21 protein-coding genes are annotated in these 24,048 nt (G+C 72.0%); 17 read left to right on the top strand and 4 right to left on the bottom strand.

Annotation, left to right across the window (positions count from 1 at the left end):
- Positions 1–10: 10 nt before the first annotated feature.
- Positions 11–514: a hypothetical protein gene (locus ACZ47G_RS01780; RefSeq protein WP_465739460.1), complete on the bottom strand. Its 504-nt coding sequence runs from the start codon at positions 512–514 to the stop codon at positions 11–13.
- Positions 515–762: 248 nt separating this feature from the next.
- On the opposite strand from ACZ47G_RS01780, the gene ACZ47G_RS01785 reads away from it, so the two are divergent.
- A complete protein-coding gene (locus ACZ47G_RS01785; protein ID WP_465740017.1) occupies positions 763–1,587 on the top strand; it encodes a DUF3109 family protein in 825 nt (274 codons plus the stop codon).
- 42 nt (positions 1,588–1,629) lie between these two features.
- Here the strand turns inward: ACZ47G_RS01785 and ACZ47G_RS01790 are convergent, their stop codons facing one another.
- Together ACZ47G_RS01790 and ACZ47G_RS01795 are read right to left on the bottom strand one after the other, a co-directional pair.
- A complete protein-coding gene (locus ACZ47G_RS01790; protein ID WP_380456223.1) occupies positions 1,630–2,799 on the bottom strand; it encodes an NADH-quinone oxidoreductase subunit D in 1,170 nt (389 codons plus the stop codon).
- Positions 2,796–3,830 carry an SAM-dependent methyltransferase gene (locus ACZ47G_RS01795; RefSeq protein WP_465739461.1) on the bottom strand — a complete coding sequence of 345 codons (1,035 nt, stop codon included), beginning with the start codon at positions 3,828–3,830 and terminating at the stop codon, positions 2,796–2,798. The genes ACZ47G_RS01790 and ACZ47G_RS01795 overlap by 4 nt, the downstream gene beginning before the upstream one ends.
- A 129-nt stretch (positions 3,831–3,959) precedes the next feature.
- On the opposite strand from ACZ47G_RS01795, the gene ACZ47G_RS01800 reads away from it, so the two are divergent.
- The 16 genes from ACZ47G_RS01800 to ACZ47G_RS01875 all read left to right on the top strand — a co-directional run bounded on the left by ACZ47G_RS01800 (position 3,960) and on the right by ACZ47G_RS01875 (position 23,276).
- Entirely contained in the window at positions 3,960–5,189 is a 1,230-nt protein-coding gene (locus tag ACZ47G_RS01800; RefSeq protein ID WP_465739462.1) for a sensor histidine kinase, read from the top strand.
- Positions 5,190–5,215: 26 nt separating this feature from the next.
- Complete coding sequence (locus ACZ47G_RS01805; RefSeq protein ID WP_380456220.1) at positions 5,216–5,905, top strand: response regulator; 690 nt, start codon at positions 5,216–5,218, stop codon at positions 5,903–5,905.
- A 98-nt stretch (positions 5,906–6,003) separates the two neighbouring features.
- The gene (locus ACZ47G_RS01810) at positions 6,004–6,975 is read left to right on the top strand and encodes a Rossmann-like and DUF2520 domain-containing protein (protein ID WP_380456218.1); all 972 of its coding nucleotides are present in this window, start codon (positions 6,004–6,006) and stop codon (positions 6,973–6,975) included.
- The gene (panC, locus tag ACZ47G_RS01815; protein ID WP_465739463.1) at positions 6,976–7,881 is read left to right on the top strand and encodes a pantoate--beta-alanine ligase; all 906 of its coding nucleotides are present in this window, start codon (positions 6,976–6,978) and stop codon (positions 7,879–7,881) included.
- 76 nt (positions 7,882–7,957) lie between these two features.
- Positions 7,958–8,407, top strand: coding sequence for an aspartate 1-decarboxylase (gene panD / locus ACZ47G_RS01820; protein WP_380456214.1), 450 nt, complete (start codon positions 7,958–7,960; stop codon positions 8,405–8,407).
- A 15-nt stretch (positions 8,408–8,422) separates the two neighbouring features.
- Positions 8,423–10,096 (top strand): L-aspartate oxidase, encoded by a 1,674-nt coding sequence (locus ACZ47G_RS01825; RefSeq protein WP_465739464.1) that lies wholly within the window; start codon positions 8,423–8,425, stop codon positions 10,094–10,096.
- Between the two features lie 4 nt (positions 10,097–10,100).
- Positions 10,101–11,069: a carboxylating nicotinate-nucleotide diphosphorylase gene (nadC, locus tag ACZ47G_RS01830; RefSeq protein ID WP_465739465.1), complete on the top strand. Its 969-nt coding sequence runs from the start codon at positions 10,101–10,103 to the stop codon at positions 11,067–11,069.
- A 59-nt stretch (positions 11,070–11,128) separates the two neighbouring features.
- Positions 11,129–11,917 carry a type III pantothenate kinase gene (locus ACZ47G_RS01835; protein ID WP_380456208.1) on the top strand — a complete coding sequence of 263 codons (789 nt, stop codon included), beginning with the start codon at positions 11,129–11,131 and terminating at the stop codon, positions 11,915–11,917.
- Between the two features lie 76 nt (positions 11,918–11,993).
- Positions 11,994–12,743, top strand: a complete 750-nt coding sequence (locus ACZ47G_RS01840) for a hypothetical protein (protein WP_465739467.1) — start codon at positions 11,994–11,996, stop codon at positions 12,741–12,743.
- A gap of 104 nt (positions 12,744–12,847) precedes the next feature.
- On the top strand, positions 12,848–14,404 hold the full coding sequence (gene lysX, locus ACZ47G_RS01845; RefSeq protein WP_465739468.1) for a bifunctional lysylphosphatidylglycerol synthetase/lysine--tRNA ligase LysX: 1,557 nt from the start codon (positions 12,848–12,850) through the stop codon (positions 14,402–14,404).
- Positions 14,405–14,652: 248 nt separating this feature from the next.
- On the top strand, positions 14,653–15,120 hold the full coding sequence (locus ACZ47G_RS01850) for a BlaI/MecI/CopY family transcriptional regulator (RefSeq protein WP_465739469.1): 468 nt from the start codon (positions 14,653–14,655) through the stop codon (positions 15,118–15,120).
- Positions 15,121–15,129: 9 nt separating this feature from the next.
- The gene (locus tag ACZ47G_RS01855) at positions 15,130–15,666 is read left to right on the top strand and encodes an amino-acid N-acetyltransferase (protein WP_465739470.1); all 537 of its coding nucleotides are present in this window, start codon (positions 15,130–15,132) and stop codon (positions 15,664–15,666) included.
- A gap of 91 nt (positions 15,667–15,757) precedes the next feature.
- Positions 15,758–16,108 carry a histone-like nucleoid-structuring protein Lsr2 gene (locus ACZ47G_RS01860; protein ID WP_380456198.1) on the top strand — a complete coding sequence of 117 codons (351 nt, stop codon included), beginning with the start codon at positions 15,758–15,760 and terminating at the stop codon, positions 16,106–16,108.
- Positions 16,109–16,775: 667 nt separating this feature from the next.
- The gene (locus ACZ47G_RS01865) at positions 16,776–19,295 is read left to right on the top strand and encodes an ATP-dependent Clp protease ATP-binding subunit (RefSeq protein WP_380456196.1); all 2,520 of its coding nucleotides are present in this window, start codon (positions 16,776–16,778) and stop codon (positions 19,293–19,295) included.
- Between the two features lie 288 nt (positions 19,296–19,583).
- Positions 19,584–21,935, top strand: coding sequence for an immune inhibitor A domain-containing protein (locus tag ACZ47G_RS01870; RefSeq protein ID WP_465739471.1), 2,352 nt, complete (start codon positions 19,584–19,586; stop codon positions 21,933–21,935).
- A 402-nt stretch (positions 21,936–22,337) separates the two neighbouring features.
- Positions 22,338–23,276, top strand: a complete 939-nt coding sequence (locus ACZ47G_RS01875; RefSeq protein ID WP_465739472.1) for a M23 family metallopeptidase — start codon at positions 22,338–22,340, stop codon at positions 23,274–23,276.
- A gap of 63 nt (positions 23,277–23,339) precedes the next feature.
- Here the strand turns inward: ACZ47G_RS01875 and ACZ47G_RS01880 are convergent, their stop codons facing one another.
- A complete protein-coding gene (locus ACZ47G_RS01880) occupies positions 23,340–23,972 on the bottom strand; it encodes a TetR/AcrR family transcriptional regulator (RefSeq protein WP_465739473.1) in 633 nt (210 codons plus the stop codon).
- Positions 23,973–24,048: the final 76 nt, after the last annotated feature.

Raw genomic sequence — 24,048 nt, forward strand, 5'->3', positions numbered from 1 at the left:
GCCGGGCCGTTCAGACCGACATGTCCTGGGGGACGGCCGGTGCCGCCCCCGGGGTTGCCCCGGGCTCCGCATTCACGGCCGGCTCCGCGTACCCGGCCGATCCCGGATGCACGGCCGCTCCCGAATAGACGGCCGGTCGGACGACCGGGCCGGTCGGGCCGGACGAGCCGGGGGTGCCCCCGAAGCCGTCCGCGGTCGAGGTGTCGGTGTCGGTGGTCCGCTCGGCCATCGTGTGCAGTCCGGCGCCGACGCCCCCCACCTGGCCGGCCAACGCCGTCAGCCCGCCGAGGAGTTCGCCGCGCGCCGGGCCGTACACGGCGGCGAAGGCGCTGCCGGGCTGGTCGGTTCCCCAGGGCGTGCCGAGCGCGGCGAGGTCCTTCTCCAGGGTGCCCACGGCCTTGCCAAGTTCGCGCCCGAGCTTCTCGAACTCCCGCCCCTCGCCGTGCAGTTCCCATGGCTTGAGGGCGAAGGAGCCGCCGTCGCCGTCGGTCTTCCCGGTGCTGCCGCCTGCCATCCCCGTACCTCCCCGTAGCGGACCGGCCGCCATCCTAGGCACGCCCGCGGCCGGGACCGGACCTCTTCACCCCGCCTTCACCGCGCCCCGGCGGAGACCCCGGGTCGCGACCCGGGCGCGACCCGGGCGCGACCACGGGCCCGTACGCCCCCGGAAAGCTCTACCCTTGCCGGGTGGCACCAGCAGAAACGTCCCAGAAGAAGGCCAAGGCGAAGCCGAAGGCCTCCCCCGCCCCCGTCGACCTCGCGATGCCGACCCTGCGCCGCGAGATCCCGCGCGACGAGGTCCCGCTCGACTTCCCGCGCGCCTGGGTCGAGTTCGCCGACCCCGCCGACGAGGAGCAGGTCTTCCGCTGTGACCTCACCTGGCTGACCTCCCGCTGGTCCTGCGTCTTCGGCCAGGGCTGCCACGGCATCCGCGAGGGCCGCGGCGAGTCCGACGGCTGCTGCACGCTGGGCGCCCACTACTCGGACGAGGACGACGAGAAGCGCGTCATGGGGCACGCGGCCCGGCTGACGCCCGAGCTGTGGGAGAACTTCGCCGAGGGCACCGACGCCAAGGGCCGGCTCCGGTCGGACGGCGGCGTCACCATGCTGGACGAGGACGGCGACCGCCAGACCCGCCGGGTCAACGGCGCCTGCATCTTCGTGAACAGCCCCGGCTTCGCGGGCGGCGCCGGCTGCGCCCTGCACGCGCTCGCCCTCAAGGAGGGCCGCGAGCCGCTGGAGACCAAGCCGGACGTCTGCTGGCAGCTGCCGGTCCGCCGCACCTACGACTGGATCGACCGCCCCGACGACACCCGCTACCTCCAGGTCTCGATCGGCGAGTACGACCGCCGCGGCTGGGGCCCGGGCGGCCACGACCTGCACTGGTGGTGCACCGGGGCCCCGGCCGCGCACCAGGGCGCGGTGCCGGTGTACGTCAGCTACCGCCCCGAGCTCACCGAGCTGATGGGCAAGGCGGCGTACGAGGTGCTGGCCGGGCTGTGCGAGGAGCGGATCGCCACCAAGGGCGACCGCAAGGTGGCCCCGCACCCGGCGGACCCGGCCCGGAAGAAGGACAAGAAGGCCTGACGGCCAGCCCGCCGGTGTGTTGGCCCACTCACCGGCACCGGCCTACTTGTCGATGTCGCCGACCACGAAGAACATCGACCCCAGGATCGCCACCATGTCCGCCACCAGCGTCCCCGGCAGCAGCTCGGTGAGCGCCTGGATGTTGTTGAAGGACGCCGAGCGCAGCTTGAGCCGCCACGGCGTCTTGTCGCCGCGCGAGACCAGGTAGTAGCCGTTGATCCCGAGCGGATTCTCGGTCCACGCGTAGGTGCTGCCCTCGGGCGCCTTGAGCACCTTGGGCAGCCGCTGGTTGACCGGTCCGGGCGGCAGGGTGGCGAGCTTGTCGAGGCAGGCGTCGGCGAGGTCCAGCGAGTTGAGGGTCTGCTCCAGCAGGCACTCGAAGCGGGCCAGGCAGTCGCCCTCCTCGCGGGTGACGACGGTGAGCACCTGCCGCAGTTCCTCGGAGCCGTACGCGAGGTAGGGCTCGTCGCGGCGCAGGTCGAGGTCGAGTCCGCTGGCCCGGGCGATCGGGCCGCTGACCCCGTAGGCCTCGGCCTGGGCCCTGGTGAGGATGCCGACGCCGGCGGTGCGGGCGCGGAAGATCTCGTTGCCGAGGACGAGGTCCTCGAAGACCGGCAGCTGCGAGCGGACGGTGGCGACGGCGGTGCGGACCCGGCCGAGCCAGCCGGCCGGGAGGTCCTCCTTGAGGCCGCCGACCCGGTTGAACATGTAGTGCATCCGCCCGCCGGAGGCCTCCTCCAGCACGTGCTGGAGGTCCTCGCGGCCGGTGAAGGCGTGGAAGATCGGGGTGATCCCGCCGAGTTCCAGCGGGTAGGAGCCGAGGAACATCAGGTGGTTGAGCACCCGGTTGAGTTCGGCGAGCAGGGTGCGGACCCACACCGCCCGCTCGGGGACCTCCATGCCGAGCATCCGCTCGACGCCGAGCACGACGCCGAGTTCGTTGGAGAAGGCGGAGAGCCAGTCGTGCCGGTTGGCCAGCATGATGATCTGCCGGTAGTCACGGGCCTCGAAGAGCTTCTCCGCGCCGCGGTGCATGTAGCCGATCACCGGCTCGGCGGTGACGATCCGCTCGCCGTCGAGCAGCAGCCGCAGCCGCAGCACGCCGTGGGTGGCCGGGTGCTGCGGGCCGATGTTGAGCACCATGTCGGTGGTGCCCGCCTCGCCGGTGAAGTTCTCGGCTCCCGCCCCGATGCCGACCGTGGTCTCCCTCATGACCCCAGAGTCTGCCATCCCGGCAGGGCCGCCAGGCTTTCCGCCCTCTCGAAGATGTCAAGGGGCGGCATGCGGACGGCCTGCAGGACCCACCCGAAGGCCCCCAGCCCGCCCGGGTCGGTGAGTTCGGCCGCCTCCCCCGCCCCGCTCAGCGCCCGCAGGTAGGCCGCCGGGTCGGTGGAGGCGAGCGCCAGCGGCGGGCGTCCGCCGCCGACCCCGAGCGCGCGCAGGGCCTCGCGCTGGGTTGTCCACAGGCTGTGGAGACCGGGGACGGCGACGGCGTCCAGCGCGACGTGCGCGGTCACGTCGCAGGAGCCGTCCGGCACCGGGGCGACCTCCCGGCCGTCCCGGAACCCGGTGAAGGTGCCGAACGGCGGCCGCCGCCCCGCGGTGTGCCCGTAGTCGACGGCGACGGCCAGTCCGCGGTCCAGCCCGGCCACGGCCCGGGCCCAGGCCGCGTCCCGGGGGGCGCCGAACTCCACCACCTCGCCGGGCTCGGAGACCGGCCACCAGCGTTCGGCCCAGGCCGCGTCCGCCGCCGAGACGGGCTCGCCGAGGCGCTCCGCACCGGTCCCGGTGTCCACCTCCCGGTAGCGCAGCACCCCGTCGTCGTCCACCTCGCCGACGTCCAGCGGCACGTTGTCCAGCCACTCGTTGGCGAACAGCAGCCCGGTCACCCCGCGCGGCGGCTCCGCCGTCCACAGGGCTGTGGACGGAAGTCCGTCGGGCCGCGCCGCCAGCTCCACGCCGTACGGGCGCAGCCGGGCGAGCACCTCGCCGGGCAGTTCGGCCAGCACCCCGGTCAGCAGTTCCCCCCGCCCGGCCCCGACGTCGACCAGGGCCAGCTCCTCCGGACGACCGAGGGCCGCGTCAACCTCCAGCAGCAGCCGTGCCACCGCACGGGCGAACCGGGGCGAGGCGTGCACCGAGGTGCGGAAGTGCCCGGCCGGGCCCTCCGGCCTGCGGTAGAAGCCGCCGTCCCGGTCGTACAGGGCCCGTTCCATGGCGGGCGCCCACCGCATCCACGTCATGGGGCGGGACGCTACCCGGCACCGGGCGACCCCTCCCAACCGGAGCCATGACGTCTCCGACCTACGGAGTAGGGCGGATCGCCCTACCGGCGGACCTGGGCACCTCGCGCGACTGCCTAGGCTGGACACGTGCATCGACTCAACGCCTGGCTCCGCCGTCACCCCATGGTGGTCGACGCCGTCTGGGCGTCGTTCGTGCTCCTCCTCGGCCTGCTGCCGAACGGCGACTTCCCCGACGACGGCTGGGGCCGCGACTCCGAGCTCCTGATCGCGGTGCTGCTGCCGCTGCTGATGGTCTTCCGCCGGCGCTTCCCCGACGTCACCGTGGCCGCGGCCACCGGCATCGGCCTCGGCCAGGTGGCCGCCGACGTCACACCGGGCGGCTCCGCCATCGCCTACCTGGTGTTCGCCTACACCGGCGCCGCCTTCGGCCAGAAGTGGACCTCCCGGCTCGCCCTGGTGGCCGGCCTGGCCGCCGGGCCGCTGGAGTTCTGGCGGCTGCACCCGACCAAGACGGTCGCCACCGGCGGCGGGCACTACGTCTCCCGGTCGTTCGGCCTCGGCGAGTCGGTGCTGTACGCCCTGCTGATGAGCACCCCGTTCATCCTCTGCTGGGCCTGGGGCCGGCTGACCAGGGTGCGCCGCGCCTACCTGACCGAGCTGGAGGACCGCGCGGCCCGGCTGGAGCGCGAGCGGGACGCCCAGTCCAAGGTGGCGGTCGCCGCCGAGCGGGCCCGGATCGCCCGTGAGCTGCACGACGTGGTCGCCCACAACGTCTCGGTGATGATCGTCCAGGCCGACGGCGCCGCCTACGTGCTCGACAACTCCCCGCAGCAGGCGAAGGAGGCGCTCGGCACCATCGCCTCCACCGGACGGCAGGCCCTGGTCGAGATGCGCCGCCTGCTGGGCGTGCTGCGCACCGCGGACACCGCCGACGAGTACGTCCCGCAGCCGGGCGTCGAGGAGCTGCCGGACCTCCTGGAGCAGGTCCGCACCGCCGGGCTGCAGGTGGACTACGCGACCTCCGGGCACCCGCGCGAACTGCCGCGCGGCGTCGAGCTGACGGTCTACCGGATCGTCCAGGAGGCGCTGACCAACGTCCGCAAGCACGGCGGCCCCGACGTCCACGCCCGGGTCGCGGTCGACTTCGGCGACCGCGAACTGGCCGTCCTGGTCGAGGACGACGGCCGCGGCAGCACCGACGAACAGCTGGCCGCCGGCGGCACCGACGGCCTGGGCCACGGCCTGATCGGCATGCGCGAGCGGGTCGGCATGGTCAGCGGCAGCCTCGACGTGGGCCCCCGCCCCGGCGGCGGCTTCCGGATCCGCGCCGTCCTCCCGCTCAAGACGGCGCACTAACCCCCCGCCCCCTGTTAGGAGCCACCTTGACCATCCGCGTGATGCTCGTCGACGACCAGGAGCTGCTGCGCACCGGCTTCCGGATGATCCTCCAGTCGCAGGGCGACATCGAGATCGCCGCCGAGGCGGGCGACGGCGCCCAGGCCGTGGAGCTGCTGCGGCACACGAAGGTGGACGTGATCCTGATGGACGTCCGGATGCCCCGCCTGGACGGCGTCCAGGCGACCCGCCGGATCTGCCTCGCCGAGGACGGCAGCCCGCTGCCGGACGCCCCGCACGTGCTCATCCTCACCACCTTCGACCTGGACGAGTACGCCTTCGCCGCGCTCAAGGCCGGCGCCAGCGGCTTCCTGCTCAAGGACGTCCCGCCGACCGAGCTGGTGGCCGCGATCCGCGCGGTGCACGGCGGCGACGCCGTGGTCGCCCCGACCACCACCCGCCGGATGATCGACCGCTTCGCCGAGGTGCTGCCCACCCCGCAGAGCGCCCCCGGCTCGGACGTCCTGGGCCCGCTGACCGAGCGCGAGCGGGAGGTGTTCCTGCTGGTCGCCCAGGGCCTGTCGAACGGCGAGATCGCGGCCCGACTGGTGCTCTCCGAGGCCACCGTGAAGACCCACGTCGGCCGGATCCTGGCCAAGCTGGGGCTGCGCGACCGGGTCCAGGCGGTGGTGCTGGCGTACGAGGCCGGGCTGATCCGGGCCGGGGCCTCGGACTGATCCGGGCCGGGGCCTCCGACTGAGGCCGCCCGTACACTGGGGCGGTACGTCCGGTACCCGCAGATGGACCGGAACGGTCATTCAGGACAAGGGTGGACATGGACTCGTCCGACTTCGCCGACTCCGGTGAGTTCGCCCCGCTCGCCGACGGCCTCGGCGACCCGGCCTTCGGAGATCCCCGCGACCCCGGCAACCGCCCGGCCCGGCTGGCCGTGGGCGTGGTCGGCACCGGCCGGGTCGGCCCCGCGCTGGGCGCCGCCCTGCAGCTGGCCGGGCACACCGTGGTCGCCGCCTCCGGGGTGTCCGGCACCTCCCGCCGGCGCGCCGAGGCGCTGCTGCCGGGCGTGCGGATCGTCACCCCGCCGCAGGTCATGGCCGCCGCCGACCTGGTCCTGCTGACCGTCCCGGACGACGCGCTGGCCGACCTGGTCACCGGCCTGGCCGCCACCGGCGCCGTCCGCCCCGGCCAGCTGCTGGTGCACACCTCCGGCGCGCACGGCGTCGGCATCCTGGAGCCCGCCACCCGGGCCGGGGCGCTGCCGCTGGCCCTGCACCCGGCGATGACCTTCACCGGCACCTCCGTCGACCTCGCCCGGCTGGCCGGCTGCCCGTTCGGGGTGACCGCCCCCGAGGAGCTGCGGCCGGTCGCCGAGGCCCTGGTGGTGGAGATGGGCGGCGAGCCCGAGTGGGTCCCCGAGGAGGTCCGCCCGCTCTACCACACCGCCCTCGCCCACGGCGCGAACCACCTGGTCACCCTGGTCGCCCAGGCGATGGACCTGCTGCGCACGGCCGGCGTCGCCGAGCCCGGCCGACTGCTCGGCCCGCTGCTCGGCGCCGCCCTGGACAACAGCCTGCGCTCCGGCGACGCGGCCCTCACCGGCCCGGTCGCCCGGGGCGACGCGGGCACCGTACGGCGCCACCTGGCGCAGCTCAGTACGGTGTCCCCGGACATCCCGGCGGCCTACCGCGCGATGGCCCGTGCCACCGCCCAGCGGGCGCTCGCCAACGGGACGATCGACGACGCGTCGGCGGCGGCGCTGCTGGACGTACTGAACGAGGAGAAGCGCTAGATGGCACGCGGTAAGCAGCCGAGCAAGGCCCAGCGGGCGCCGAAGGTCCACCGGGCCGTGGTCACCCACACCGTGGACGACTTCGAGGCCGCGTTCTGGCCGGACGAGCAGCCGGTGGACAACGCCGTGGTGATGACCATGGGCGCCCTGCACGAGGGCCACGCCGCGCTGATCCGGGCCGCCCGCAAGCAGGTCGGCCGGGAGGGCCGGGTCGCGGTGACGGTCTTCGTCAACCCGCTGCAGTTCGGCCCGGCCGAGGACCTGGAGCGCTACCCGCGCACCCTGGACGCCGATGTGAAGCTGGCCGAGGAGAACGGCGCCGACGTGGTCTTCGCGCCGTCCGTCGACGAGGTCTACCCGAACGGCGAGCCCCAGGTGCGCCTGGCGGCCGGCCCGATGGGCGAGCGCTTCGAGGGCGCCACCCGCCCCGGCCACTTCGACGGCGTGCTGACCGTCGTCGCCAAGCTGCTGCACATCACCGACCCGGACTACGCGTTCTTCGGCGAGAAGGACGCCCAGCAGCTGGCCCTGATCCAGCGGATGGTCGCCGACCTGGACTTCGACGTCGAGATCGTCGGCGTGCCGACCGCCCGCGAGGAGGACGGCCTGGCGCTGTCCTCGCGCAACCGCTACCTCTCCGAGGAGGAGCGCGGCCAGGCGCTCGCCCTGTCCAAGGCGCTGTTCGCCGGCCGGGACGTCGCCGCGCAGGGCCCGAAGGCCGTGCGCGAGGCCGCCTCCGCCGTCCTGGACGGCGCCGAGGGCGTCACCCTCGACTACCTCGCCCTGATCGACCCGCACGCCTTCACCGAGGCGGCGGACGACTTCCAGGGCGAGGCGGTGCTGGCCGTCGCCGCGAAGGTGGGCTCGACCCGCCTGATCGACAACGTCCGCATGATCGTCCGGTAGCACCGACGGCTCGTCCGGCGGCACCGGCAGTAAGAACCCCCCTTCAGGCATGCACTCACAGGAGGCGTGACCCGCAATGCTCCGCACCATGCTCAAGTCCAAGATCCACCGGGCCACCGTGACCCAGGCCGACCTGCACTACGTCGGCTCGGTCACGGTGGACGAGGACCTGCTCGACGCCGCCGACCTGCTCCCCGGCGAGCTGGTCCACATCGTCGACATCAACAACGGCGCCCGGCTGGAGACCTACACCATCGCCGGCCCGCGCGGCACCGGCGTGATCGGCATCAACGGCGCCGCCGCCCGCCTGGTCCACCCGGGCGACCTGGTCATACTCATCGCCTACGGGCAGATGGACACGGCCGAGGCCAAGGGCTACGAGCCGAAGGTCGTCTTCGTGGACGAGCGGAACCGGATCACCGGCCTCGGCGGGGACCCGGCCGAGGCCCAGGAGGGCACCGGACTGCTCCGCGGGGACGCGGCGTACCGTGGCGAAGACGGCGCGGTCACCGCCGCCACGCGCTGAAGGAGCCACTGAGCCATGTCCGTTACCCATCGCCTCACCGCCCCGAACCCCGGGTGGACCGCCACCACCGACGTGGTCGTGGTCGGCTCCGGGGTGGCCGGTCTCACCGTCGCCCTCAACGTCCGCAAGGCCGGCCTGCGGGCCATGGTGGTCACCAAGTCGATGCTGGACGAGGGCTCGACCCGCTGGGCCCAGGGCGGCATCGCGGCCGCCCTGGGCGACGGGGACACCCCCGAGCAGCACCTGGACGACACCCTGGTGGCCGGCGCCGGCGTCTGTGACGAGGAGGCCGTACGCACCCTGGTCACCGAGGGCCCGGACGCCGTCCGCCGGCTGATCGCCACCGGCGCCCTGTTCGACCGGGGCGAGGACGGCGAGGTCCTGCTGACCCGCGAGGGCGGCCACCACCGCCGCCGGATCGTCCACGCGGGCGGGGACGCGACCGGCGCCGAGGTGTCGCGCGCCCTGGTCGCCGCCGTCCGCACCGACCCCGGCATCGAGCTGATCGAGCACGCGCTCGTCCTCGACCTGCTGACCGACGCCGAGGGCCACGCCGCCGGGCTGACCCTGCACGTGATGGGCGAGGGCCAGCGCGACGGCGTCGGCGCCGTCCGGGCCCGCGCGGTGGTGCTCGCCACCGGCGGCATGGGCCAGGTCTTCTCCGCCACCACCAACCCGGCGGTCTCCACCGGCGACGGCGTGGCGCTGGCGCTGCGGGCCGGCGCCACCGTCACCGACCTGGAGTTCGTCCAGTTCCACCCCACCGTGCTCTGGCTGGGCCCGGACGCCGAGGGCCAGCAGCCGCTGGTCTCCGAGGCGGTCCGCGGCGAGGGCGCCCACCTGGTCGACGCGGACGGTGTCCGCTTCATGGTCGGGCAGCACGAGCTGGCCGAGCTGGCCCCGCGCGACGTCGTCGCCAAGGCGATCACCCGGCGCATGCAGGAGCAGGGCGCCGAGCACATGTTCCTGGACGGGCGGCACTTCGGCGCCGAGATGTGGGAGCACCGCTTCCCGACCATCCTCGCCTTCTGCCGCGCCAACGGCATCGACCCGGTCACGGAGCCGATCCCGATCGCCCCGGCCGCGCACTTCGCCTCCGGCGGCGTCCGCACCGACCGGCACGGCCGCACCACCGTCCCCGGCCTGTACGCCTGCGGCGAGGTCGCCTGCACCGGGGTGCACGGCGCCAACCGGCTGGCGTCCAACTCGCTGCTGGAGGGCCTGGTCTTCGCCGAGCGGATCGCCGCCGACCTGGCCGGCCGGCACGCGGCCGGCGAGCTGCCCGAGCGCGCGGTCGACGTCGCCGCCGCGCGCGCCGCGCAGCCCGTCCCGCTGCCGCCGTCCGAGGCCCGGGCGGAGATCCAGCGGCTGATGTCGCGCGGCGCGGGCATCCTGCGCTCCGCCGCCTCGATGGCCGACACCGCGGCCGGGCTGGCCCTGCTCGCCGAGCAGGCCCACTTCCACGTGGCCGAGGAGAAGCCGGCCGATCCCCGGGTGGAGACCTGGGAGGCCGCCAACCTGCTGCTGGTCGCCACCGCACTGGTCGCGGCCGCCGCGCAGCGCGAGGAGACCCGCGGCTGCCACTGGCGCGAGGACTTCCCCGAGCGCGACGACGCCCACTGGCGGCGCCACCTGATCACCACCCTCGCCGCGTCCGGCGACCCCGTCAGCACCCCCGAGGAGCAGTAGAACCATGACCCACTCGCACGAGGAACTCCCGCTGGCCGACCAGGGCGGCTGCGGCGACGGCTGCGCCTGCGGGGACGGCGAGGGCTACGAGACCGGCCTGGACCCGCAGCTCGCCGAGCTGCTGGAGGCGGCCGGGCTGGACCCGATCGAGGTCGAGGACATCGCCACCCTGGCGCTGGCCGAGGACCTGGCCGGCGGCGAGGACGTCACCTCGGTCGCCACCGTGCCCGCCGAGGCCGTCGCGACCGCCGACTTCACCGCCCGCCAGGCCGGCGTGGTCGCCGGTCTGCGGGTCGCCGAGGCGGTCGTCTCGCTGGTCTGCGAGGACGAGTTCGAGGTCGAGCGGCACGTCCAGGACGGCGACCGGGTGGAGGCCGGCCAGGTGCTGCTGTCGGTGCGCTCCCGCACCCGCGACCTGCTGACCGCCGAGCGCAGCGCGCTCAACCTGCTCTGCCACCTGTCCGGCATCGCCACCGCGACCCGGGCCTGGGCGGACGCCCTGGAGGGCACCGGCGCGGTCGTCCGGGACACCCGCAAGACCACCCCGGGCCTGCGCGCGCTGCAGAAGTTCGCGGTCCGCTGCGGCGGCGGCGCCAACCACCGGATGGCGCTCTCGGACGCCGCCCTGGTGAAGGACAACCACGTGGTCGCGGCCGGCGGCGTGGCCGAGGCCTTCCGGGCCGTCCGGGCCGCGTACCCGGAGCTGCCGGTCGAGGTCGAGGTGGACGAGCTGGCGCAGATCCCGCCGGTGCTGGACGCCGGGGCGGACCTCATCCTGCTGGACAACTTCACCGTCGACCAGCTGAAGGAGGCCGTCGCGCTGGTGGCCGGCCGGGCGAAGCTGGAGGCCTCCGGCGGACTGACCCTGGCCAGCGCGCGCGAGGTCGCCCAGACTGGTGTCGACTACCTGGCCGTGGGCGCGCTGACCCACTCCTCGCCGATCCTGGACATCGGCCTGGACCTGCGCGCCTGACCGTCAGGTCGAGAGCGGTTCCTGCCCCGATCCCGTCCCGACTCGCAGAAAGCGTCCCCGTGCTCCTCACCATCGACGTCGGCAACACCCAGACCACACTCGGCCTGTTCGACGGCGAGGAAGTGGTGGAACACTGGCGGATCTCCACCGATCCGCGCCGCACGGCCGATGAACTGGCGGTGCTGCTGCAGGGGTTGATGGGCAACCACACCGCGGTCCGGGAGGCCGCGGTGGAGGGCCTGGCGATCTGCTCCTCCGTCCCCGCCGTGCTCCACGAGCTCCGCGAGGTGACCCGCCGTTACTACGGCGACGTCCCCGCGGTGATCGTGGAGCCCGGCGTGAAGACCGGGGTGCACGTCCTGATGGACAACCCCAAGGAGGTCGGCGCGGACCGGATCGTCAACGCACTGGCCGCCAACCACCTGTACGGCGGCCCGTGCATCGTGGTCGACTTCGGCACCGCGACCACCTTCGACGCCGTCAACGCCCGCGGCGACTACGTCGGCGGCGCGATCGCCCCCGGCATCGAGATCTCGGTCGAGGCGCTCGGCGTCCGCGGCGCCCAGCTGCGCAAGATCGAGCTGGCCCGCCCGCGCAACGTGATCGGCAAGAACACCGTCGAGGGCATGCAGTCCGGCATCCTCTACGGCTTCGCCGGGCAGGTCGACGGCCTGGTCGAGCGGATGGCCCGGGAGCTGGCCAAGGACCCGGACGACGTCCAGGTGATCGCCACCGGCGGCCTCGCGCCGCTGGTCCTCGGCGAGGCCGCCACCATCGACGAGCACGAGCCGTGGCTGACCCTGATCGGCCTGCGCCTGGTGTACGAGCGCAACCGACCGACGAGCTGAGCCCGGCCGGGCCGATCGTGCGGAATTCCGCGCGACGTTACCGACAAATCGGATATTCGTCACGTAGTGTCAGCCCATGCCTACGCCACACGGATCGCGCGGCGGCATGGCCTTCAGCGCCGACGAAGTCCGCGTGCTGCGCCGAGCCCTCGCCCAAGCCCTGCACCCCGCAGTCCCCGTCCACCTCCAGCTGCCCGACCGGACGGCGTTCGCCGGGCCGGGCGCCGAGCTGTGGGCCGAGGACGTCCAGGACGCCCTGCGTCTGACCGAGGCGATCGACGAGGCCGTCCAGGAGGGCGGCCGACTGCGCGCCTTCCTGCTCGCCGACCTCGGCCGCTACCGCGCCGCCCTCCCCGGCAGCGCCGCCGGCTACCTGGAGCGGCTGGAGGAGGCCGTGACCGACGGCTACCTGCCCGGCCCCGAGGACCTCACCGCGCTGCGCGGGCTGTCCCGCCAGCCCTGCGGCCACGGCGAGCGGGCCCGCCGCTCCCGACTGGCCGGGCGCTGCCACGCACTGGCCGAGGCCGCCGTCCGCGAGCGGCTCGCGCTCACCACCGGGCACCCCCGCCACCTGGTGGCCGTACCGAACCCCGCCGCACCACCGAGCAGTCACCCCACCCCTGTAGGAGGACGGACCACGATGAGCAGCACCGACTCCCGGGACTCCCGCCCGGAGCAGCCCGCCGCCACGCAGACCCCGCCCCGCCCGCACCGGATGCCCACCCCGGCCGAACTCTTCGGCCGCCGCCCCAAGCCCCCGACCCACCCCGCCCCACCGGCCGACCAGTCCCCCGAAGAGATCGAACTCCGCACCGGCACCGGCTGATCCCGCCCCGCCCCACCCCCGGAGGGGAGGCCGTCGACCCGACGGTCTCCCCTCCGGTGTCATCCGGTCGCGGAGCACGGCGTACGGCTGGCTACCCTTGTGGGGTGAGCGATCAGAGTCTTGTTCCCGCGACCGACGACCTTCCCGAGCAGATGCGCGTCCGGCGCGAGAAGCTGGACCGGCTCCGGGCGGCCGGGGTCGACCCGTACCCGGTCGGATTCCCCCGTACCAGCACCATCGCGGACCTGCGTGCCAAGCACCCGGACCTCGAGCCCGACACCGCGACCGGCGAGCGCGCCGGGATCACCGGCCGGGTGATCCTGTCCCGCACCGGCGGCAAGCTCTGCTTCGCCACCCTGCGTGACGGCAGCGGCGACCTCCAGGTGATGCTCTCCCTGGACAAGCTGGGCGCCGAGCGGCTGGCGGCCTGGAAGGCCGACATCGACCTCGGCGACCAGGTCGGCGTCGAGGGCGAGGTGATCACCTCCAAGCGCGGCGAGCTGTCCGTGATGGTGGACCGCTGGGAGCTCACCGCCAAGTGCCTGCGTCCGCTGCCGGACAAGCACAAGGGCCTGACCGACCCGGAGGCCCGGGTCCGCCAGCGCTACCTCGACCTGATCGTGAACCCCGAGGCGCGCGAGATCCTGCACCTGCGCAGCAAGGTCGTCCGCTCGATCCGCCGCACCTACGAGGACCGCGGCTACATCGAGGTCGAGACCCCGATGCTGCAGCCGGTGCACGGCGGCGCCAACGCCCGTCCGTTCAAGACGCACATCAACGCGTACGACATCGACCTCTACATGCGCATCGCCCCCGAGCTGTACCTCAAGCGGCTGGTGGTCGGCGGCGCCGAGAAGGTCTTCGAGATCAACCGCAACTTCCGCAACGAGGGCGCGGACGCCACCCACAACCCCGAGTTCACCTCGCTGGAGTCGTACGAGGCGTACGGCGACTACAACACCCAGGCCGAGCTGATCCGCGAGACGATCGTCAACGCCGCCCGGGACGCCCTGGGCACCACGGTGATCAAGGGCGTGGACGCGCACGGCGTGGAGCACGAGATCGACCTGGCCGAGCCGTGGGAGGAGGTCGGCGTCTACCCGGGCATCTCCGCCCACCTGGGCGTCGAGGTCACCCCGGAGACCACCGTCGAGGAGCTGCGCGCGCTGGCCACCGAGCACGGCATCCCGTTCGAGAAGGACTGGGGCCACGGTCAGATCGTGCTGGAGATGGTCGAGCGGCTGCTGGAGGAGAACGCCGTCCGGCCGACCTTCATCAAGGACTACCCGACCGAGGTCTCCCCGCTGACCCGCCAGCACCGCTCGGTCGCCGGCGTGGCCGAGAAGTGGGACCTGGTGATCTTCGGCACCGAGATCGGCACCGCCTACTCCGAGCTGGTCGACCCGGTCGAGCAGCGCGCCCGGTTCACCGCGCAGTCCCTGCTGGCGGCCGGCGGCGACGTCGAGGCGATGCAGCTGGACGAGGACTTCCTGCGCGCCCTGGAGTACGCGATGCCCCCGACCGGTGGCCTCGGCCTCGGCGTGGACCGCCTGATCATGCTGCTGACCGGCAAGAACATCCGGGAGACCGTGCTCTTCCCGCTGGTGAAGCCGGAACCGAAGGCTTCCGCCGCGACGGCGGAGAAGACCGAGGAGGACTGACCTGATGGACTACGTCAGCGCGATCGTGCCGCCGCTCGTCATGGCGATCGGCTTCGGATTCCTGGTGCGGGCCATCGTCCGCAGCCAGGGCGGGGCCCAGAAGGCCAAGGAAGACCTGGACTGATCGACTGACGCCGTCAGCCGCCCGAACCACCGCGCGCCGTCATTCCCGATTCCCGGGGGTGGCGGCGCGCCGGTTTGGCGCACTTCACAAGATTTGCCCCATTCACTCCCTATCCTGGCGGACTATGGTCCGGCAACTCGGCGAACTTGAGAACGCCATCATGACCCGGGTGTGGCGGTGGAACCGACCGGTGACGGTTCGCGAGGTTCTCCTGGATCTGCAGTCGGAACGCGAAATCGCGTACACCACGGTGATGACCGTCCTGGACAAGCTGCACAGAAAGGGCTGGTTGCGCCGCGAGCGGGCCGGCCGGGCCTATCGATATGAACCGGTCTCCTCGCGCGAGGCGTACACGGCGGCCCTGATGAACGACGCCTGGGCCACCAGTGACAATCCCGCGGCGGCGCTGGTCCACTTCTTCGGCCTGATGTCGCCGGAGCAACGCGAGGCACTGCGGGACGCGTTGCGGGTGGCGGCTCTGTTCCCGTCCGATCCGCCGGCCGCGGAATCCCCCGCGGACGGCACGGATACCGGCGGCCCGGATACCGGCGGAGCGGATACCGGCGGGACCGCGCCGGGCGCGACGCGATAACGTCCCGCCATGGAGGTCACCATCCGCCGCGCGCGGACCACGGACGTACGGACCGTACGCGGGCTCATCGACGCCTACTCGCGCGACGGCATTCTGCTCGACAAGCCCACAGTCACACTGTTCGAATCCGTCCAGGAGTTCTGGGTCGCGGAACGCGACGACAACGGCGCGGTGGTGGCCTGCGGCGCCCTGCACGTGATGTGGGAGGACCTCGCCGAGGTCCGTACGCTCGCGGTCGATCCGTCCTGCCGGGGCTTCGGGATCGGGCACCTGCTGTTGGAGAAGCTGGTGCAGACGGCTCGCTGGCTGGGCGTCCGTCGGATTTTCTGCTTGACGTTCGAGGTTCCGTTCTTCGCGAAACACGGTTTCGTCGAGATCGGGGAGCTCCAGGAAACCGATGATGGTACGACAGACCCGGCGGCGATCGCTACGGATGTCTATGAAGAACTTCTCCGCTCGTACGATGAAGGTGTCGCCGAGTTCCTTGACCTCGAGCGCGTGAAGCCCAACACACTGGGCAACTCACGCATGCTGCTGCACCTCTGAGCGGCTCCGAGCCGGTCAAGGGTTTGTGTTTTCCGGAGAAAGGCGCTTTCCTTTCCTTAGGCAATGGGTCGTTTAGCGGAAAGGGAAGCCCGTGGCACAGAGGGTGCAGGTCATTCTTGAAGACGATCTCGATGGCGGTTCGGCGGACGAGACGGTGACGTTCGCGCTCGACGGCGTTGCCTACGAGATCGACCTGAAGAGCGCCAACGCGGACAAGCTGCGCGGTCTGCTGGCGCCCTACCTGGAGAAGGGCCGCAAGCAGAGCGGCCGGCTCGCCGGCACCCGGCGTCCGGGCCGCGGCACCGCGGCCCGCCCGTCCGGCAGCGCTCCCGACACCGCGAAGATCCGCGCGTGGGCCAAGGAGCAGGGCATGGAGGTCAACGACCGCGGCCGGGTGCCGAGCACCGTCCGCGAGGCCTACGACAAGGCCAACGCGGCCTGACCCCGGCGCCACCGGCCCGCCGGAGCGGATGCGGGGCCCCGGCGACCGCGTACGGCACCGACGACACACGCGCGGGGCGCGGAGGGGACACCTCCGCGCCCCGCGGCGCGCACCCGGACGACCGGGGCGCCACCGGTACCGGCGGCCGCGTCGGCACCGGCGGCCGGGGCGGCGGGCTCGGGCGGCGGAACAATCACGAGCTGTGCAACGCTGTAGGGGCGAAGCGGTAACGCGGACACCCCGGGACGGCGTACAACCGGCCCCGGCCGCCGTCGAACCACCGCCACCGCGGCCCGACTTCTCGCCAGGCGAACACCGCCACCGCGGAAACTGCGCGAGAACCGCCCCGATACCGGGTATGAATGCAGGTGGACGGGTTCTTCGACCTGTCCAGGGGCAGCATGTACGACCGGCCGAAGAGGGTCCGGCTCCGCCCCGGCGGCTCTTGTTCGCCGATGGCGTAGCGGTTTCCGGTGCATCCGGCCCACCTGTGGGAACACCGATTCCCAGCATCAGGTTGGGATTGGTGTCGGCTGGTCGCGCAGCATCTCGCTCCTCTACCGGGGGAGTGAATCCGTGGGCCGCGCCGCTGAGCGGGACTAGCATGCGGAAGGACAGGGCGGGGACGGACCCCGAACTGCCCGACCGCTCTGAGGAGCGATAAACGATGTTCGAGAGGTTCACCGACCGCGCGCGGCGGGTTGTCGTCCTGGCTCAGGAAGAAGCCCGGATGCTCAACCACAACTACATCGGCACCGAGCACATCCTCCTGGGTCTGATCCACGAGGGCGAGGGCGTCGCCGCCAAGGCCCTGGAGAGCCTCGGGATTTCCCTTGAGGCGGTGCGCCAGCAGGTCGAGGAGATCATCGGCCAGGGCCAGCAGGCCCCGTCCGGTCACATTCCCTTCACCCCCCGGGCGAAGAAGGTCCTGGAGCTGTCGCTCCGGGAGGCCCTGCAGCTCGGCCACAACTACATCGGCACCGAGCACATCCTGCTCGGCCTGATCCGCGAGGGCGAGGGCGTCGCCGCCCAGGTCCTGGTCAAGCTGGGTGCCGACCTCAACCGGGTGCGCCAGCAGGTCATCCAGCTGCTCTCCGGTTACCAGGCCAGCGGCGGCAAGGAGTCGGCCACGGCCGGCGGGCCCGCCGAGGGCACTCCGTCGACCTCGCTGGTCCTGGACCAGTTCGGGCGCAACCTCACCCAGGCCGCCCGCGAGGCCAAGCTCGACCCGGTCATCGGGCGCGAGAAGGAGATCGAGCGGGTCATGCAGGTGCTGTCCCGCCGCACCAAGAACAACCCGGTCCTGATCGGTGAGCCCGGCGTCGGCAAGACCGCCGTGGTCGAGGGCCTGGCGCAGGCGATCGTCAAGGGCGAGGTCCCGGAGACGCTCAAGGACAAGCAGCTCTACACGCTGGACCTGGGCGCCCTGGTGGCCGGCTCGCGCTACCGCGGTGACTTCGAGGAGCGCCTGAAGAAGGTGCTCAAGGAGATCCGCACCCGCGGCGACATCATCCTGTTCATCGACGAGCTGCACACCCTGGTCGGCGCGGGCGCCGCCGAGGGCGCCATCGACGCCGCCAGCATCCTCAAGCCGATGCTGGCCCGCGGCGAGCTGCAGACCATCGGTGCCACCACCCTGGACGAGTACCGCAAGCACCTGGAGAAGGACGCCGCGCTGGAGCGCCGCTTCCAGCCGATCCAGGTCGCCGAGCCCTCGCTGCCGCACACCATCGAGATCCTCAAGGGTCTGCGCGACCGCTACGAGGCCCACCACCGGGTCTCCATCACGGACGCCGCCCTGGTCGCCGCCGCCACCCTGGCCGACCGGTACATCTCGGACCGCTTCCTGCCGGACAAGGCGATCGACCTGATCGACGAGGCCGGTTCGCGAATGCGCATCCGCCGGATGACCGCGCCGCCGGACCTGCGCGAGTTCGACGAGAAGATCGCCGACGTGCGCCGCGAGAAGGAGAGCGCGATCGACGCGCAGGACTTCGAGAAGGCCGCGTCCCTGCGCGACGACGAGAAGCAGCTCCTGCAGGCCAAGGCCAAGCGCGAGAAGGAGTGGAAGGCCGGCGACATGGACGTCGTCGCGGAGGTCAACGAGGAGCTCATCGCCGAGGTCCTGGCCACCGCCACCGGCATCCCGGTCTTCAAGCTGACCGAGGAGGAGACCTCCCGGCTGCTGCGCATGGAGGACGAGCTGCACAAGCGCGTCATCGGCCAGAAGGACGCCATCAAGGCGCTCTCCCAGGCCATCCGGCGCACCCGGGCGGGCCTCAAGGACCCGAAGCGCCCCGGCGGTTCGTTCATCTTCGCCGGCCCGTCCGGCGTCGGTAAGACCGAACTGTCCAAGACGCTCGCCGAGTTCCTCTTCGGCGACGAGGACGCGCTGATCGCGCTCGACATGTCCGAGTTCTCCGAGAAGCACACCGTCTCCCGGCTGTTCGGCTCCCCGCCCGGTTACGTGGGCTACGAGGAGGGCGGCCAGCTGACCGAGAAGGTCCGCCGCAAGCCGTTCTCGGTCGTCCTCTTCGACGAGGTCGAGAAGGCCCACCCGGACATCTTCAACTCGCTGCTGCAGATCCTGGAGGACGGTCGCCTGACCGACTCCCAGGGCCGCGTGGTCGACTTCAAGAACACCGTCATCATCATGACGACCAACCTCGGCACCCGGGACATCTCCAAGGGCTTCAACCTGGGCTTCGCGGCCACGGGTGACACCCAGACCGGGTACGAGCGGATGAAGGCGAAGGTCGGCGAGGAGCTCAAGCAGCACTTCCGCCCCGAGTTCCTGAACCGCGTCGACGACATCGTGGTGTTCCACCAGCTGTCCGAGGAAGACATCATCCAGATCGTCGACCTGATGATCGACAAGGTGGACGAGCGGCTCAAGGACAAGGACATGGGCCTGGAGCTCAGCGTCGAGGCCAAGAAGCTGCTGGCCAAGCGCGGCTACGACCCGATCCTGGGTGCCCGTCCGCTGCGCCGCACCATCCAGCGCGAGATCGAGGACCACCTCTCCGAGAAGATCCTCTTCGGCGAGCTGCGGGCCGGCCACATCGTGGTCGTCGACGTGGAGGGCGAGGGCAAGGAAGCCAAGTTCACCTTCCGCGGCGAGGAGAAGTCGGCCGTCGCGGACACCCCGGCCGCGGTCGCCTCGTCCGGTCCGGACCTGACGAAGTAAGCCAACATTTAACAGACAACTTCACAGCCACCGAGCCCCCGGCGTTCGCGCCGGGGGCTCGGTGCGTTCCGGCGCCCGTCCACTCCCCTGACCAGAGCACTCCCGACCAGAGCTGTCCTGACCGGACGTCAGCTGACGGGAAATCGGCGAGCATAGCGCCGTGGCCATGTCAGGGTCAAGGTCTATCTTTTCCCGCCCCACTTCGGTCAAATGACGTCCACCTGTCTTTCATATTGGTTTACCGGGCCTTGGCCAAGAGTCGGCTCGGTCGGGGAGGGCGTCACAACGTTGAAGACCACCAGGAGAGCCGCTGCGGTCACCACCGCCGCGGCGGTCATAGTCACGCTCGGCGCGGGCCTGTTCCCGAGCAGCGCCGTCGCGGCCGGCTCGGCACCGGTTCCGAGGGACCCCGCCGACGCCGTCCAGTCCGTCAACACCGAGCACAACATCCCGGGCCCGCTGACCGCCAAGGTCGACGCCGAGAAGAAGGCCGCCACCGAGCAGCTGCTCGACGGCACCGCCCAGGTCGAGCAGCACAACGGCAGCACCAGCGTGAAGCTCGGCAAGGACAAGTACGTCGAGCTCGCCCGTGAGCGCACGGACAAGATCTTCACGATCCTGGTCGACTTCGGCGACCAGGTCGACAACACCACCAAGACCGCCGACGGCAAGGTCAAGTACGGCGGCGAGGCCGGCCCCAAGCACAACGAGATCGAGGCGCCGGACCGCGCCACGAACAACTCGACCGCCTGGCAGGCCGACTACAACCAGCAGCACTACCAGGACCTGTACTTCTCCAAGGACAAGCCCTCGCTGAAGACCTTCTACGAGAAGCAGTCCTCGGGCCGCTACTCGGTCGACGGCGTGGTCTCGGACTGGGTCCGGGTGCCGTGGAACGAGGCCCGGTACGGCTCCGACTACTGCGGCTCCAACGTCTGCGCGAGCGCCCAGGACCTGATCCGCGACGCCGTCGACATCTGGTACAAGGACCAGCAGGCGAAGGGTCAGACCGACGCCCAGATCAAGGCGACGCTGGCCCAGTACGACCAGTGGGACCGCTACGGCTCGCACCACGACGGGAACTTCAACCAGCCCGACGGGTACATCGACCACTTCCAGATCGTGCACGCCGGTGAGGACAAGTCGGCCGGCGGCGGCAAGCAGGGCAGCAAGGCCCTGTGGGCCCACCGCTCGTACGTCTACGGCAACCTGACGGGCCAGGCCGGCCCCGACGGCAACAAGCTCGGCGGCGTCCAGGTCGGCAACTCCGGCCTCTGGATCGGTGACTACACGATGCAGCCGGAGAACGGCGGCCTCGGCGTCTTCGCCCACGAGTACGGCCACGACCTCGGTCTGCCGGACCTCTACGACACCGCCGGCAAGGGCATCGACAACTCGGTCGGCTTCTGGTCGCTGATGTCCTCCGGCTCCTGGCTCGGCGAGGGCAAGGACAGCATCGGCGACATGCCGAACGACCTCGACGCCTGGAGCAAGTACCAGCTCGGCTGGCTGAAGGTCGACCGCGCCAAGGCCGGCACCGAGTCGACCCACCACATCGGCCCGGTGGAGTACAACACCAGCCTGCCGCAGGCGCTCCTCGTCGACCTGCCGAAGAAGAGCATCACCACCGACATCAACAAGCCCTTCGGCGGCAACAGCGAGTGGTGGAGCGGCAGCGCCGACAACCTGAACGTCACGCTGACCCGCGAGATCGACCTGACCGGCAAGACCAAGGCCAGCATCAACGCCAAGGCCTGGTACGAGCTGGAGCAGGACTTCGACTACGCCTTCGGCGAGGTCTCCACCGACGGCGGCAAGACCTGGACCGTCGTGGACGGCACCTGGAACGGCGCCGCGCTCCCCAAGGAGAACGGCCGCCCGGCCCTCAGCGGCCAGGCCGCGGCCTGGGGTGACCTGTCGTTCAACCTGGACGCCTACGCCGGCAAGAAGATCCAGTTCCGCTACCACAACACCACCGACGGCGGCCTGCACTACCGCGGCCTCGCGGTGGACAACATCGCGGTGACCGCCGACGGCGCCACCGTGTTCAGCGACGACGTGGAGAACGGCGACAACGGCTGGACCGCCGCCGGCTTCACCCGCTTCGGCGGCTCGTACACCAAGGACTACGCGCAGTACTACATCGCGGAGAACAAGCAGTACGTGTCGTTCGACCAGACGCTGAAGACCGGCCCGTACAACTTCGGTTCGGCCGCCAAGCCCGGCTGGGTCGAGCACTACTCGTACCAGCCCGGTCTGCTGATCTGGTACTGGGACGAGTCGCAGACCGACAACAACGTCAGCGCCCACCCGGGCCACGGCCTGGTGCTGCCGGTCGACTCGCACCCGACTCCGCTGAAGTGGACGGACGGCACCCTGATGCGTCCGCGCATGCAGGGCTTCGACTCGACCTTCGGTTCGCGCCGCGTCCCGGCGCTGACCCTGCACAAGGCCGACGTCGAGACGGTCATCCCGAAGTCCAAGGGCGTCGACGAGTTCTCCGACCTGAAGTCGTGGTGGTCGAAGGACAACCCGTACAGCGGTGTCGACGTGCCGAAGACCGGCACCAGCATCGAGGTCGAGAACGAGTCCGCGAACTACCTGGAGACCTGGATCCGGGTCCGCCCGGTCGACAACTGATCGTCCTGACGGTCAGGCCGTGATCGCGCGGCACTGAAGTCTCCCCGTCCGGCCCGCCCCCGCCATCGCGCGGGGGCGGGCCGGACGCTTTTCCGGCGGCGGTTCGAACCCCGGCCACCGGGTGGCACTCGTCACAGCGCTCCGGGATGGTACGACCGGGCCTAGTAGTCGGGCGGGGCGGGCCACCCGCACGGACCGGGCCGGTCGCGGGCGATCCGATCTCATGATCATTACGCCATCGGCTTGAATCCGGGTGCCGCTGCCGACTACACGGGGTAGTACATCGCCGTTTTGAGGCTCCGCTCAGTGACGGCTAAAGCTGAGTGGTCCCCCGCTCAGCGCAGCGCCCCGGTCGGGCGCTCCACGCTGCTGCCCCCGTACGACCGTGAGGTGCGACCGGCGATGTCCAACGTTCCGCCCGTGGGGCCGGCCCTGCGCCGGCTCGCCGTCCGTGCGACGGCCCAGGCGGCCGTCTGGCAGCCGCGGATCGGCCAGGCCGTCCGCAGCCACGCCGTCCCGCCGCTGCGGCTGCTCGCCACGCCCCGGCACACCACCCTGCCGGGCAGCCGGCAGCGCACCGAGCACGACCACGCGCTGGTCTCGGCCGGAGCGGCCGTGGCACTGCTGGCGGGCGTGCTGCTGGCGGCCGTACCCGGCAGCGCCGCGGCCCAGACCGTACGGCCGACCACCCCGGGCAGCTCGGCCTTCACCGCGCCGCGGGCGGAGGTGCCCAGCCCGGGCCTGGTGCAGGTGGCCGGGCCGAGCCCGTACAAGCTGCCGGACGACGCCGGCTCGGCGCAGGCCTTCGTGGCGGTGGCACCCAACCTGCAGCCGCTCGAACCGCCGGTCGCCGAGCCCGCGCCCGCCGATCCCGCGCCCGCCGACGCTCCCGCCGCGCAGCCGGAGGCCGCACCGGCCCCCGCGGCCGTGCCGGACTGGTCCGCGCCGGCGCCGGACGCGCCGACCAGCAATCCGTACGGGGTGGCCGACTCCGGGTACGCCGCCGGGTACCACACCGGGGTGGACTTCGCGGTGGCCCCGGGCACCCCGGTGCTGGCGGTCGGCGACGCGACCGTGGTGTCGGCGGCCTGGGACGGCGCGTACGGCAAGGAGGTCGTCCTGCGGCTCGCCGACGGGCACTTCGCCCAGTACGCGCACCTGTCCGCGCTCTCGGTCTCGCCGGGCGACCACGTGGCGGCCGGCGAGCGGGTCGGGCTGTCCGGGAACACCGGCAACTCCACCGGGCCGCACCTGCACTTCGAGATCCGCACCAGCAACCGCTACGGCGCGGTGGTGAACCCGATCGCCTACCTCTCCGAGCACGGCGTCACGGCGTTCTAGGGCCCGCCTCGTCGGGTCCGCCTCGAAGCCGGGCCGGGTGGCTCAGTCGGTGGTGCGGGCGGCTCAGCCGGTGGCGCGGGCGGGGTGGCCGATCCGGCCGCTGATCTCCAGCGCGACCTCGCGGGCCGCTTCGAGCGCCTCGTCCAGGTCGGCGGGCGGCAGCTTCTCGCCCCACACGTTCTCGGCGTGGCCGAAGTCCGCGCTGTCGTGCTTGAGCAGGAAGAACGCCGAGTGGGCGGTGAACAGCGCCATCGTGGCCCGCAGGCGGTCCTGGAACCCTGCCTCGGGCCCGTGCACCAGCTGCACCATGGTGATCACGCGGTCCCGGAAGGCCAGCCCGGCCGGGGAGTCGCGCAGCGCGGGCTGGTTCTCGTGGAAGAAGCGCAGCAGCGGGGCCCGCTCGGTCATCCCGTCCGCGTAGCGCCCGATCAGCTCGTCGCGCATCTCCGGGCTCCAGGTCTGCTCCCGGCCCCACGCGATGATCTCGTCGATCGGCGCGGCCATCCGCTCGACGATGCCCAGGACGATGTCGTCCTTGGTCTTGAAGTGGTAGTAGAGCGCGGCCTTGGTGACGCCCAGGCGGTCGGCGATCTCGCGCAGTGAGGTCTGCTCGTAGCCCTGCTCCGAGAAGAGCTCCAACGACACCTCGATGATGCGAGCCCGGGTGTCGCTGCGGGGGCTGTGCGGAGTGCCCATGGCCTGCCTCATGACTGCGTCGGTGACTACTGCTGCGGACTCCGGGGTGGTGTCCGCCCCGGGCTCATTCTCCCTG

This window comes from Kitasatospora sp. NPDC030952 (assembly GCF_055571335.1).

Bases quoted from the DNA above. Each gene is read 5' to 3' on its own strand.
- ACZ47G_RS01810 (WP_380456218.1), top strand. From the start codon at position 6,004: ATGGACTCGTCCGACTTCGCCGACTCCGGTGAGTTCGCCCCGCTCGCC.
- ACZ47G_RS01880 (WP_465739473.1), bottom strand. From the start codon at position 23,972: ATGGGCACTCCGCACAGCCCCCGCAGCGACACCCGGGCTCGCATCATC.
- ACZ47G_RS01825 (WP_465739464.1), top strand. From the start codon at position 8,423: ATGTCCGTTACCCATCGCCTCACCGCCCCGAACCCCGGGTGGACCGCC.
- ACZ47G_RS01785 (WP_465740017.1), top strand. From the start codon at position 763: ATGCCGACCCTGCGCCGCGAGATCCCGCGCGACGAGGTCCCGCTCGAC.
- ACZ47G_RS01855 (WP_465739470.1), top strand. From the start codon at position 15,130: ATGGAGGTCACCATCCGCCGCGCGCGGACCACGGACGTACGGACCGTA.
- ACZ47G_RS01780 (WP_465739460.1), bottom strand. From the start codon at position 514: ATGGCAGGCGGCAGCACCGGGAAGACCGACGGCGACGGCGGCTCCTTC.
- ACZ47G_RS01840 (WP_465739467.1), top strand. From the start codon at position 11,994: ATGCCTACGCCACACGGATCGCGCGGCGGCATGGCCTTCAGCGCCGAC.
- nadC (WP_465739465.1), top strand. From the start codon at position 10,101: ATGACCCACTCGCACGAGGAACTCCCGCTGGCCGACCAGGGCGGCTGC.
- panD (WP_380456214.1), top strand. From the start codon at position 7,958: ATGCTCCGCACCATGCTCAAGTCCAAGATCCACCGGGCCACCGTGACC.
- ACZ47G_RS01875 (WP_465739472.1), top strand. From the start codon at position 22,338: ATGTCCAACGTTCCGCCCGTGGGGCCGGCCCTGCGCCGGCTCGCCGTC.
- ACZ47G_RS01795 (WP_465739461.1), bottom strand. From the start codon at position 3,830: ATGACGTGGATGCGGTGGGCGCCCGCCATGGAACGGGCCCTGTACGAC.
- ACZ47G_RS01865 (WP_380456196.1), top strand. From the start codon at position 16,776: ATGTTCGAGAGGTTCACCGACCGCGCGCGGCGGGTTGTCGTCCTGGCT.
- panC (WP_465739463.1), top strand. From the start codon at position 6,976: ATGGCACGCGGTAAGCAGCCGAGCAAGGCCCAGCGGGCGCCGAAGGTC.
- ACZ47G_RS01850 (WP_465739469.1), top strand. From the start codon at position 14,653: ATGGTCCGGCAACTCGGCGAACTTGAGAACGCCATCATGACCCGGGTG.
- ACZ47G_RS01790 (WP_380456223.1), bottom strand. From the start codon at position 2,799: ATGAGGGAGACCACGGTCGGCATCGGGGCGGGAGCCGAGAACTTCACC.